9 protein-coding genes are annotated in these 13,054 nt (G+C 50.2%); 2 read left to right on the top strand and 7 right to left on the bottom strand.

The window, feature by feature from the left end:
• Window positions 1–7: 7 nt before the first annotated feature.
• The 6 genes from ACYU87_RS24250 to ACYU87_RS24225 form a co-directional block, all read right to left on the bottom strand.
• A complete protein-coding gene (locus ACYU87_RS24250) occupies window positions 8–3,325 on the bottom strand; it encodes a helicase-related protein (protein ID WP_461136610.1) in 3,318 nt (1,105 codons plus the stop codon).
• A gap of 419 nt (window positions 3,326–3,744) precedes the next feature.
• On the bottom strand, window positions 3,745–4,713 hold the full coding sequence (locus ACYU87_RS24245; RefSeq protein WP_461136629.1) for an IS3 family transposase: 969 nt from the start codon (window positions 4,711–4,713) through the stop codon (window positions 3,745–3,747).
• Window positions 4,668–5,045, bottom strand: coding sequence for a transposase (locus ACYU87_RS24240; protein ID WP_461136609.1), 378 nt, complete (start codon window positions 5,043–5,045; stop codon window positions 4,668–4,670). The genes ACYU87_RS24245 and ACYU87_RS24240 overlap by 46 nt, the downstream gene beginning before the upstream one ends.
• 258 nt (window positions 5,046–5,303) lie before the next feature.
• A complete protein-coding gene (locus tag ACYU87_RS24235; protein ID WP_461136608.1) occupies window positions 5,304–6,041 on the bottom strand; it encodes a DUF4386 domain-containing protein in 738 nt (245 codons plus the stop codon).
• Window positions 6,042–6,091: 50 nt separating this feature from the next.
• Entirely contained in the window at window positions 6,092–6,754 is a 663-nt protein-coding gene (locus ACYU87_RS24230; protein WP_461136607.1) for a hypothetical protein, read from the bottom strand.
• Window positions 6,755–6,896: 142 nt separating this feature from the next.
• Entirely contained in the window at window positions 6,897–7,475 is a 579-nt protein-coding gene (locus ACYU87_RS24225) for a Crp/Fnr family transcriptional regulator (RefSeq protein ID WP_461136606.1), read from the bottom strand.
• 76 nt (window positions 7,476–7,551) lie between these two features.
• On the opposite strand from ACYU87_RS24225, the gene ACYU87_RS24220 reads away from it, so the two are divergent.
• Together ACYU87_RS24220 and ACYU87_RS24215 are read left to right on the top strand one after the other, a co-directional pair.
• On the top strand, window positions 7,552–8,142 hold the full coding sequence (locus ACYU87_RS24220) for a Crp/Fnr family transcriptional regulator (protein ID WP_461136605.1): 591 nt from the start codon (window positions 7,552–7,554) through the stop codon (window positions 8,140–8,142).
• 89 nt (window positions 8,143–8,231) lie between these two features.
• The gene (locus tag ACYU87_RS24215; RefSeq protein WP_461136604.1) at window positions 8,232–8,792 is read left to right on the top strand and encodes an MBL fold metallo-hydrolase; all 561 of its coding nucleotides are present in this window, start codon (window positions 8,232–8,234) and stop codon (window positions 8,790–8,792) included.
• Between the two features lie 181 nt (window positions 8,793–8,973).
• Here ACYU87_RS24215 and ACYU87_RS24210 read toward each other — a convergent pair whose 3' ends face one another.
• Window positions 8,974–12,012 carry a PVC-type heme-binding CxxCH protein gene (locus ACYU87_RS24210; protein WP_461136628.1) on the bottom strand — a complete coding sequence of 1,013 codons (3,039 nt, stop codon included), beginning with the start codon at window positions 12,010–12,012 and terminating at the stop codon, window positions 8,974–8,976.
• Window positions 12,013–13,054: the final 1,042 nt, after the last annotated feature.

The raw sequence follows: 13,054 nt of genomic DNA, 5'->3' as shown, positions 1-13,054 counted from the left end.
AGTGTCCCTACAGAAACGTTTCTGAAATAATAATTTCCGGTTCAACGGGAAGCCGGTCGGCGGTGGCATTAACCGGTTGATCTTGTTCGCGGTTCGCGGCTTCATCAGCTAAATTTAATTTACTGGTGTACTTATCCGCAATTTTTATAACGTCCATTTCAACATTGGCTAACTTACCAGCCTTCTGCGTTTTACGACGTAATTTATCAAGGTCGATGGTTAAGTTGATATACGTTCCTTCATCTAGCAACGGGATCATTTTTTTGTAGGCTACCTCAAATAGATCGGTGAGCGCATGAGGCCTCAATTGCCGTAGAAATGCTTTGGCCGTGTTGGTACGGGCATCGGCGTGTTCAGCAATAGGTGTTGTCTGCTGTTCCTGCTGCTCCATATCAAATCGCCGGACAGCCACATTAATTTGCTCAAAATGCCAATCGGGCAGGGGCCGAGCAGATTCGTTCTCAGTTGCTTCGAAGATGTGGGCCGCCTGTTCAAACGTCAGATCATGCGCCTTCCCATCCTTTACTACATATAGTTCTTTTTTTAACTCACTCTGGACAAAGCAGAGTGATGTGCCATGTGTGGTATCGTCGTGCGGCTTCGGGTCTCGTCCCGTCCGGGCTTTGCGGGGAAGGCGTTTGATACGCAGGAATTCAGCGGGCTGCTCGTCCCGGAATTTTCGTAAAAACTCTAAGTACTCTAACCGAATATCACGTTCGGCTTTGGTTCCATGCTGGAACAATTTGAACTGTTCTACAATTTCCTGCAACGTATAAACGCGGGCATCTTCGCCGAACGCCGTATGAAAACCCTGTAGTTTTACATAGGATTTGTTGTAGAGGTCAAGCAGCCCGTCGCCCTGAGCAGATGGGTAAAAGTTGTAGTTGTATATAATAGGAGCCAGCGAACCAATCCGGTTTACTCGCCCAATGCGTTGCATAAGTCGGGTAGCGTTCCAGGGCGTATCGTAATTAACAATTATGTTGGAGCGGTGCAAGTTTACGCCCTCTGCTAATACCTCGGTGGTGACGATGGTATCGAAGCTGTTTTTAAATGGCTTATCGTAGTTGGCGTCGAAGTTTTCTAGTACCGATTCAAAAAGCGCTTTTCGATTATCAGATGAGATAGCCAGAACCTGCCCTATACCCGCATTTTTCATCTGCTCCACCAGATAGTCCGATGTATCTTTTGATTCGGTGAAGATGACTAATTTCTTCTCTCGGTTACGGGGTTGTCGGTATAATTCCGTTTCGAGCAGGCGTCGGAATACCTCCCATTTAGGGTCTTCGTTTACCTTGTCCCAGGCTTCGCACAGATTAGTCAGAATTGTAAGATCGTGTTGGAGGCCTTCTTCAAAATCCGGTTTAAAATCTGTGCTATCAAATACACGATTCCCCGCCTTCTGATCGCCCTTCTTCAACACTTCTTCTTCGATCTCTTCTTCAGTATATCCTCTTTCGAGTAGCAGATTTATATCCAAATCAGGCGAGATAAATACTTTTCCATTCCGGTAAGCTTTTAGCATGAAGTCGGTAGCCGAATGGAATGTATGAAGGGATTCTTTGAACGCATAAAAGCTGCTTTCGAGTCGTTTCACCAGACGCGTCCGCATGATACCGGCCAACGAAAAAGCTGACAATTCAGACGCGTTCGGATAGAATTCTTCACGCACGTTATCATTCAATTTCGCAATGGCTTGATAGCGCATATACCGAATCTGTTCCTGATCGGTCAGGGATAGAATAGTATGGTAAAAGAGTGGTTCCAGTTCTGGCCCGAGCTCATATTGGATAGCGGATGGCTCGGCAACGGATGGAAACGTAATACCCTGCTCCTCTAAATCCTTACGGTATTGTTCTGTACCCAGCAAATCGGCGCGGGTACGTCGAATGGTTATTGGCTTAATGATACGCTCCCGAATACCAGTATACAACTCCCGTAACCGTTCCATATCAGGCTGGGGTTGTCGTTTGAGTCTGTCATATCGTTCAAAAACGCCGTTACTTCCTCCAAAATAGCGTTGCAGATTTGTTTCGTTGAGTGACGAGCGACGAATATTCTGAAACAATGATAGCAAGTAGTATATGTCGCGGGGGTGGTTATTTAGAGGTGTTGCTGAAATTAGCACAACCTTTTTATGATTCCCTTCAACCAGGCCGTTCTGTAGTCGTCCTGCTTTACAGATTATCTGTAAGTTTTGAAAGGCTAACGATCGGTGATTTCGGAAACGATGTGCTTCATCCACTAGCACGAGGTCATATTCTTCTTTTGTCCAGTAATTAATGTCCTCGTTGATGATCTTGTCTAAACTGCCATTACTGATGAATTTGGTATAACGATCAATCCCAAACTGTCGAAAGGTTCGTTTCCATGCCTTTTCCAGGGCGGGAGGGTACACTACCAGTATTTTGGTATGGGCCGAGCCATTGGCAATAATAAATCGTTTAGCCAGCATAGTACCCATAACCGTCTTACCGGTACCCACTACGTCGGCTAGAAAAAAGCCATTGTGGTCCATTAACATTTGATACCCCTGATTGACTGCATCAACCTGATAGGAAAGCTTCTTGAAACCATTTGGCACATCTCCTACCGTTTCGGGGTCATATTCAATAGTCCGTCCGAAGTACTCGATTAGAAACTTGATGTAAATCTCAAAGGGTTTGAACTCTTTATCAATATGTGTCTTGTCTTTAACTCGCTGGAAATCTTCAGGTAAAATGGATGTTGATTCTTTCCAGAGCTCTTGAAACTCCTGCTCCGCAAATGACACATCGCTATAATCACGTAATTCAACGTTGAACTCATAGTTGAACGAATTCTTGCCGCTTCCTAAACCAGAGTCCGTCAGATTTGACGAACCGGTAATTACTCGCCCGTCTGTATTCTCAGAAAAATTCTTAGGCAGAAAGACGTAGATTTTTGAGTGTAGTTTCTGGGAATTGTGCGCCCGAATTTCGATGTGCTTATCCATAACATCCTGCATGAATGTCAGAATGCCTTCTTCCACTTCTTTGGCGTAACGGGCATCTTTGATGTCCTGCTGCATCCAGCGAATAAATTCGTCACGAGTACGGTTGGGATCACCGTGGAAGAGCAGACCCCGGCGTTGAGCATCCGCCGACAACTTATCCACGTTAATGCCAACCAAAATTTTCACTTCAGGAACTTTAAGCAATTTCTCCCGAATTCGGAAGTAACCTGATGCCCGGAAGTAGCCAACTACAGCATGAAAAGCGTAGAGGTTCTGGATATTGTCGAAAACGCCTTCAAACTTTTTTAGTAAGCTGTTTCCTTTTCGATTTGTGAAGAATTTAGATGACATAAAGTGTACTCCTCTCTTGAGCAAAGACACACAAATACGCAAACATTGTTTGTTAATGCAAGTAAGGACCTATATATGGTGATAGCTAAATGTATTCTACGTAAATAATTAACTCAACTTAGCCAGTTCTACTTTGGGGAGAAGACGTTCAATTAAGCTTCAACTTGATGGGAAAAACTGATCGATTAAAGTGAACGCATTTTTTGAACGCAAAAAAGGCCGTTTCTAGCCCCTTCCCTCCCACCCTGTAACCGTTCATTTAAACGTCCGGTTGAATTCTATATTTGCCCTTCTGTAGCGTCCTAAAAAAAGTTGACCGTTGTCTGATCCTGAAAATAAGTTGTCAGTTTTTCGGTCAGCAATTTTTGGTCAATAGTAATCCTGGTATAGCGTTGTCAAAATAGATGAAACAGTTGGACTTACCCAAATTGGCCCTGGTCTCGGACAACCTTGGACCGTTTATATACCTTCGGTTTCCAGTGCTTTTTAAGCGGATGATCACTCTGATGAGCCATCACCGGAGTCAGGTAACCACAGCTCATGTGCGGGCGCAGGTGATTATAATTGTAGATACTTTTTTCAACCGCCTTCTCAGCCTCCTCAAAAGTAACGAACACTCTGTTCAGCCGGAAATCCGTCTTTAATATGCCATTCACCCGTTCAGCGATGGCGTTTTCATAAGGGTCGCCTTGCTGCGTCATGCTAATCAAAATGTTCGCTCCTTTTAACTTGCGAACGTAGTCAAAACTACAATATTGGCTGCCACGGTCTGAATGATGAATCAGTTCATCTTCCCTTTCCAAATGGGTAGCTAAAGCCATATCTAGGGCCTTTAAACTACCTTCTGTTGTTAAGAATGGATGCAGGCAGTACCCCACGATCAGCTTTGAATAAGCGTCCGTTATTAACGATAGGTAGCCAAATCCTAACCCTATATACAAATAAGTTATATCACTAACCCAAACCTGTCTGGGAGCATCTATAACCCTGTCAATAAGCAGATTAGGATATCTCTGTAAGCGATGATTAGAATCAGTTGTCCGGGGTGCCTGTCGACCCTGACGGATAACCATAGCATGATTGTATAAGATCTTGTGCAACTTGTCACGACCTAATTTGATGCCACTTTTGGCTAATGGTTCGGCTAACAAAAGATGTAATTTTCGGGTGCCCAGGCCAGGCACATCTCGTCTGAGGGCCGTCACCAAGTCCAGTACTAACATCGCATGGCTCACCGATCGCTGGGAGCGTTGTTTTCTAGCGTGAAATGCTTGTCGGCTCACACCAAACAGTCGGCAAAGGCTTCCGACGCTTACCTTTGCTATCTCGTTTTCACGAAGGTTTAAGACCGTTTGGTGCCAGACTTTTTTCTTATCGGCACGTTTAATTCTTTTTCAGCGGTCTCAATCATGGTGTTGAGCGCCAAAATCAGCAAATTGGCTTGCTGTAGAGTCTGTTCCAACTCTTCATTTCGCTGTTTTAAGGCGGCCATGTCGCGCTTTTGTGCTTGCTTCATGGCGGGTAAAGTTAATAGGCCCGTCTTCATCTTCTGGCGATAAAGTTGCACCCAGCTGCGCAAGGTATGGCCACAATGAATGCCTAAATCCTCCATCACCTGGCTTACTTCTTCACCGCCAAAGAGGATACGAAATACGGCCGTCTCCCGGAGTTGTTCGCTGTACTGGAAGCGACTCAGCAGGTCGCGAATGTGGTCTTGCATGGTTGTCGATTTTTGGTGAAAATCTGACAACCTATATCAGGACAAGACATTAACAAAATCGTTCAGTTAAACCTCCTTCGAAAACAACTCGAACACGAGCAGATCTATCTGGTCGAAAAAAAATATTGGCACAAGTTCTGCGCTGATGGCAGTCGTCGGGCAGGTGAGTCAGGTAGCCCGCGCCAATACCAGCGTACAGGTGATGAACAGATGTTTAACGGGTCGCAGAGCAATTATAGAACAGCCGATCTGGTTTTATTATCTTGGCTTAAGCCGCACCGCCAGCACCAGCAGCCAGGCCGACCAAAGTGTATTGGCAATGAAGTTGAGTTGTCCAAACAGCTCGGCCTGCGACGTACCGAAATGCTCGGCCACGCTGATGATCATCAGCCCCCCCGTCAGCATGCCAGCCCAGCTAAACCAGCTAGAGAATCCATCAGATTTCGGAAGCATGAGTGCCAGACAGATTGTCCAGCTACCCATAGATAGAAATCCCAGGTGTTCGCCGAGGGTAATACCCGCGTACTGGTTTAGGGTAGCGTACAGTAAACTAACTGAGTCGCGCAGGGCTGCGTTGGCTGTAGCCTGTTCATACGCATGGGCCAGGTAGGGCACCGCAAACAACCAGCGACTAAAGCCAATGGCCTGAAACAAGGCGGTGGCAACCCCCAATCCGATCAGCAGACGGCCCGCTGTTTGTGTAGCCGACGCGCTTAACTGCCTGCGTAGCAGTATTGACATCGGCAAATACAGCAGCCCCGACAACATGAAGACGTAGTAGGCGGGTACAATTATCGACTGATTAGCCGCAAACAGAGGCAGGGCTACGCTGGCCGGTTCGCGCAGGATGCCGGGAAACCGAAAGTAAACGGACAATACGCCTACCGGAGCTAGTACCGTAATCAGTTCGGCGATGAGCAGGGCCACCAGCCATTGCTTCGTGCTGATGCGCCCGTAGCGCACCGCCTGCGTTGAGATCTCGAGTGTTGGTTGCATGATTGTCTGTGCTTGGAATGTACTTTGTGTGGGTTTTCGTTTAAACGTAATTAAAAGCCCAGGCCGACGTTCAGGCTGACATGCGTGTTGCGGAACGGCTGGTTTTCGCCAAGACCCGTTACATCACCCCGCCGATTAGAGGTTTCGAACTCCAGATCGACGTTGACAGCCGCCCGCTTTTTAAAGGCCGGAATCGAGTACCCCACACCCGCCAGCAGCGTGGTCCCGATGGCAAACTGGTGGTCATACGTGCGGGTCTTGTTATACTTCAGTTTCTCGGTCATCTGCCCGATGCCGAAACTGCTTTTCACGTTAAAGCCCTTGTTGAACACCCGGCTGAGGGGATAATACCGCGCACCAACGCCCACATGGTAGTAGTTGTACAGGTAGGTTTCGTTGTCACCCCCGTTGTTAGGAGTTGCAAAAAAGCCTTTGATGCCGGTGCCTACCCCAAGCCCTTTCCAGCGGGCAGGCGCCACGTAGAACCAGGTCGTCAGGGTGTTTCCCTGGTTGCGGCCAAAGCCGCGCCCATCGTTGATGGTTTCTTTCTCACCTAATGTGCCGGAGAAGAACGTGTTGCCGTAGCCAATGCTGATGTTTCCGTAAATAGGCAGCTTCGCTGGCGTTGGCTCAGTGTTCTGCGCACGAACGGTGGTTGCCAGCGAAAAGAGGGCTGCCATGCCCAGCATCAGAGAAACAGGAGTCGTTTTCATATGCTTTGTCAGTTAGTTTTTTAGTGATTGAACTACGTGACAAAGGTGCACCCCGTCTCCGCCCGGATGCCTTGACTCCGGTTAAGTACGTCAACTACTTACTTGACTTGGGTTAAGAAATTCGGACAGCCCGGTGGCTCAGTTATCGCTGGTCGGCGAGCCGTTTGCGGATGCGTGAGAGGCTTTCGGGCTTGATGCCCAGGTACGACGCGATGTGATGCAACGGAATTCGCTCAATGACTTTAGGCCGTTCGCGCATCAGTTTAAGGTAGCGCTCCTCGGGCGTGTCAAACAGCAGCGAAGCCGTTCGGCGCTGCGAACCGATGACCACGTTCTCCGCTAGTTTTCGCCCGAAGCGCTCAAACTTGGGAATTTCCTCGTACAGTTTCTGCATATCGCCGTACTGCATGACCAGCAGTTCGGAATCCTCCAGCGCGTCAATGTATTGAATGGCAGGTTGACCCGTCAGGAAGCTATGGTATTCGCCGAGCCACGAGCCTTCAAAGAAAAACTGGCCGTTGAACTCGTCGCCGTCTTTCAGGTAGTAGTATCGTATGCATCCCTGATTGATGAAGGCAATCTCGCGGCACACCTCGCCCGCTCGCAGAAACGGCTCGTATTTGGCCAGTTTACGCGGGCTTAGCAACGTCACAAAATACACAAACTCCTCACGGGTAAGGGGTAGCAGACGCTCCAGGCTTTCTTTGAGTCGGTCGAACATGGTCCCAAGCTATGCATTTTAGGCTAAGACTAGCAAAAGCCTGTAAGTTAATTCATTAACGTATTAGTTTTACAGCATGAGCGCACCTACACCCCATGAGCGGCTACGCCAGGCCGTTGCATCGCTAATCTCACTCAACGATACCGACTGGTTGTTTATACAGGCCGCCTTTGAACCGAAAACCTACACCCGTCGGGAGGTTCTGTTATCGGCAGGGGCGGTGGCAAGGGAGGTATACTTTGTGGTAGAAGGCTGTCTGCGTTTGTATTATGAAAAAGAGGGCGTGGATCGTTCGGCTTTTTTCTTTACGGAGAACCAGTTTGCCGGGGCTTACAATAGTTTTATTACCCAAACACCTAGTCCTCATTTTGTGGAAACGCTGGAGCCTTGTCAGTTACTGGCGGTATCTTACGATGCGCTTCAACGACTTTATACCCAGGTGCCTGCCATGGACAAACTGGTCCGTATTGTCATGGAAGATCGTTTTGTAGCGTTGCACAAACTCTTTACGGCGTTCGTTCTCGATAGCCCCGAAGAGCGGTATCAGCATCTGTTGCGTGAACACCCTGACTTACTCCACCGGATTCCCCAGCATCATCTAGCTACCTACCTCGGCATCACGCCGATTTCCCTAAGTCGTATTCGCAAACGAATTATGCACCGGTAGGCTGACCCACTCGCTGTTCTTATCTTTTGTTAATGCGCCGACGTTGGGCGGGCGGTAGGTTTGTCATGTCAAACAGACCAACAAACGCCATGACACGCAGACTATTTCTCGGCCAGACAGCCGCCGCTACCATCGGCCTTAGCTTCGCATCCTTAATGGCCCAGGGCCAGTCGTCAGGATCAACATCAGGTGCCAGTAAACCAGAGGTAAACCCGCCCATTACCTCCGTATCCTTACCCGGCGGGGTGAAAATTCATGCCATCTCAACCGGACTGGTTGCCGTTACGGATGCGTTTTTGCACGCAGGTAACTTTGGTTTTCTACGAAAGCCCCGGATTCTGCTCAATCGCCACTTTGCCGACTGGATGCCCATTTACGTGTGGGTGATCGAACACCCCGAAGGCATATTTGTCATTGATACCGGCGAGAATCAGGCTATTACGAATCCCAATTATTTCCGTGGAACGGGTTTCCTGAACGAATTTGTCAATACCCACGCGTTTCGGTTCGACGTTGCCCGTGAGCAGGAGATTGACCGGCAATGGGGTCAGCTTGGCATTCGCCCAACGGATGTGCGGTCGGTAGTACTAACGCACCTGCACATAGACCATACGGACGGGCTGCGCCATTTCCCCAACACTCATGATTGAATTGATGTTTGCCTCAAATCTGCCTAAAAATAGTCTCCAGTCAAATGTATTATCTCCATTTTAGGGGTTGTTAGCCTACTGATTGACTCCACACAGCACAGCCGCCAAAAACTCAGCGCGGCCAGTGGAATCACAACCGCAATACCGCCCATTGATCTCACTGTCGCCCGCACCGATACGATTACTTAGTTGTGGTCAGCGTAGTTAAGTAAGAAGCCAGATCAGCCAGGTCCCGGGCCGACATTGCTTCATGCAGGCCGCTGGGCATTAACGAGCCATCCAACGGCTTTATCGTCTTCACATCAGCCATTTTATACGATTGCGTGAGTCCGCCGGGAAATTTCATCTGCAGGTCTGTCTCGGTCCTGCTCGACACAATGCCCGTCATACTGCTGCCATCTTTGAAAGCCACTTCCCAGCCCTCATAGCCAAAGCTAATGCCCGCGTCGGGATAAAGAATGGCCAGATAGAGCCCCTCTTTCGGTAGTTTCGAGCCAATTTCGGTCAGCTTCGGGCCAAAGTCCATACCGGTTTCGCCGACCATGTGGCAAATGGAACAGTTGTTTTTATACACCGTTAAGCCGCGAGTAGCCTCGCCATTGAGTGCCAGCAGGTCGGTCATGGCTGGCATTTTTCCGGTCAGGGCCGTGGTGCCTCCGTCTAAAAAACCAGCTGCTTCGGTGCGAATGCTTCGGCGCCAGGCTCCTGCCACGCCCTGTACGGCCACCGCTTTGTAGTCGCCCTTTATCTGACCCGATTTGAGCAGGGCAATTACCAAATCCTCTCCTTTTTCGCTACCACCAAGAAAACGGATAGCCTCTTTCCGAAGCGCAGGGGCGCGCCTTTTGTCGAGCGCCACATCGCTGAGCATATCCAGGGAGACTTTGCTGCCAATCGTTCGTATCGACGTCAGCGCGGCTTTTGCCGCGTCAACATCGGGTCCATTGATGGTCTGCCAGAGCAACTTAGCCCCATTCAGGGTTAGTAGTTGCCTGGCTGCCTGCTGACCCAGACTTTCGTATGGTTTTGCAAGGGCCAGCTGATGCAGCCGGAGGTTCTCGGTGGTCGGCTCATAGCGGGCTACCAGTTCGAGGTATTCGGTTGTGCCATAGGCCTGGTCCATTAGCTTCGTCAGGGCCGACGAAGCTGACGGGTTGTTTTTTACAAAGGCCGGATCAAGATGGTTAAGGACCAGCCTGGCCACTTCGTTGTCATGGCTGGTTATCAGGTTCAGCAACGCCTGCGACTTTGCTTCCCTGCCGGGGTTAAAATCAAACGCCCGGAAGTAGCGCAGTCGGCTGCTGAGCGGTTGGGAGTCATCGCCCGCCAGGGTAGCCAGTATTGGAACAGCTGCGGCTGTGCGTGCCCGCCAAACAATGTCTCTCCCCCCGGCAGTAGTCAGCGGGCTGTTTTGCAGTTGCTTCAGATACGTCGGAAAGTAGGTATCCCAGTTGCCATCGGCTCCGATACCCAGGGCTTCCAGATACCAGCGGTCAGTACCATCGTGCAAGGTAGCCAACCGGGCCCACAGTCCCGGTGCTTCGGGGGATGTAGCATGACGCAGTGCAATCGCACATTCCCGACGTACCTGTACATCGTTCGACCGGCCGCTTTGGTCATTGAGGAGGTGCTTTACCGCCGACAACGTTATGGCTGCACTCATTTGCCGGGCGGCCCGCAGCGCTGTTATTCGCAGGTTTGGATCGTTATCGGTCAGTGCTTCTGTAATATAGCGCTGACCTTTACCGTTCGGCAGTTTACTCAGCAGCCAGAGGGCGCGGGCTTTCTGCCGCGAATCCGTACTGTGCTTATAAAATTTTGCCAGCGGCTTTTCTGCTTTGGCTCCAAGGTTATGCAGCGCCTGCCATCCCGAGTAACGAACGTCCATGTTTGGGCTTTGCAGGGCCGCCAGGGCACCTTCTACCGAGGCTACCTCTACAATTGGAATGGTATAGGGCGTTTTAGGTGGGGCAACCCGGTAGATACGACCCTTGTTCAAATCGCCCACCTGATGGCCACCCACAGCGGGGTCATACCAGTCTGCAACTATAAGCGAGCCATCAGGTGCAACGCAGACATCGGCCGGACGAAACCACTGATCGCGAACGCCTTCCAGTATATTCACGATACGGGCTTTATAACCTGCGCCGTCGTTCTGCACCGGATAGGACCGTACAACGTTTGGCCCGGCATCGCAGTGGATGATCTGATTGCGAAATACCTCAGGCAGCAGCTGGCCTTCGTAGACAACAAGGCCCGTGGGCGACCCGGCGCCGGTTTGCAACAAGTTGGGCACCACGCCCGGGTCGTTCAGATGCCAGTGGCGACTGGGAATCTCGGTTTCGAGGTTCGTGCGGTTGGCCTGCCAGCCAGCCCCGGTCATCTCGTCGGTGTACCCATAGTTACCGTACTCCATCACATAGTTAATGCGTGTACTCCGGTTTCCGTCGTCGTCGTTGTCGCTCTGCCACAATGAACCGTACGAGTCTACGGCCACCTCATAGTTGTTGCGGAAGTTTTGACCCAGCACTTCTACGTTGGTGCCGCCCGGATCGCAGCGGAAGACGATACCCTGCCTGAAGTTTTGTTTGTTGATCACCTTATTGGTAGCCACGTCGATCACCGGTTTGCCGGTTTTGTCTTTCAACTGCCCACCTTCGTTGCCGAAATTGAAATACCACTTACCATCGGGCCCAAAGACGAAGGTATGCATGCCGTGGTCGTGCTGCTCCCCACCGATACCCGTGAAGAGCAATTCCTTGCGGTCGGCTTTGTCGTCGCCGTCGTCGTCCGTCAAAACCCAGACGTTAGGACTATCCGAAACGATCACCTGATTCCCCTGAACCCAGATGCCCAGGGGAGATTCGATGCTGGGGTCCTGGTAAAACGTCTTTGATACGTCGGCCTTGCCGTCCTTATCGGTGTCTTCCAGGATCACGATGCGGTCGCCCTCCTTACGGGTGGCGTTCCCCGTGATGGCCGGACGGTAGTTGTAGGCTTCGCACACCCAGACCCGCCCCCGCGTGTCGACGTCAATATTGGTGGGATTAGTGAGCATCGGCTCAGCAGCAAAGAGCGCAGCCTCCAGCCCCTGCGCAACGCTCAGGCTGGCCACGCCGTTCCTGGGGTCGTGTTTGTCGGCATCGTTCAACTGACTGAAGTATCGACTCAGAAACGATTTAGAGGGGCCAGTACGCTGATAAGCGCTCAGCAGCAGCATGAGGGCTATCACCTGCGGCACGAGTTTTAGGTTAATCTTACGCAGGCGCTTTATTCTACCCGAAAACATAGTTAACTAAATTTATATGATTACGATAATTGCTGCCAGGATCCTGGGTGCAGGCCAGCGCTTAACCCAGCATTACGGATGTTGTTGCCATTTTGTGTTTTTGATCCGCTTATCCTGCTGAATGAGAATCCGGTAATTGCTGACCCTGCACCCACGGTCTTTCCCTTTGAAGCGGACGAACGTTTTGCCATCCTGAACGATGCGTATACTCTGCCAAGCACGTGCTCAGGTAGTTTCCAGCGCTGGCGATTGGAACAGCGGTACTCTTCAGCCATCCGTTTTCGCCGAGTTCACGCCCACATAGCTGCTCCCTACAAACTGACTTGCAGGGTAGGTATTTTCACTCCGGCCCGCACTGACTGCATTGTACACACGCGCAGTGGTTATATCTTATGTCGGAATTGTTCAACAAAAGTCAGGAAAGCGCTGTTGCCGGGCGTTCACTGGATTTGCAAACTGTTGTCTCCGGTTTGCACTGGGTGGATTTTTGACGGGTTGGCGACTTATTACACGAAGCACCGGGGCAGATTCCATTCCTTATACCACTTCACACGAGTGTGCAGAGGAGCGGGTTAGTCAAACGACATTCTGGGAATACTGCCTTTTGTCATTATTGGTATATCAACGTAGTCAAATAGCTGCGCAACCTCGAAACTATAAGGCACATGGTGGGTATCTTATGGCACAGCGACACGATAGAGTACTATGTTGCTCCTGTGGGTTAAATGATGAACGAGCCGATTGGCGAGTGTACTATTTGCTGCAGGCAACGGAACCGGTTCTGCTGAAGATGGTATGTTTGATCGGATAATGAAACTTCTTTTTTCCAGGGTTTAGCCATGAGCATTTCGTTCCCCTGAATCGGTCAGGTTCACTACTCGGATGCGGCAGGTATTCCGGCAATTTTCTGAAGGCAAAGGCGTGGTTCCGCAGACGGTCCCCCAACACCGCCCCTAAGCTGATAATTAACCGA

It is taken from the genome of Spirosoma lituiforme (assembly GCF_054776635.1).
Note: the sequence above shows the minus strand (reverse complement) of the source record. Positions and strands in the feature narration are given on the sequence as shown.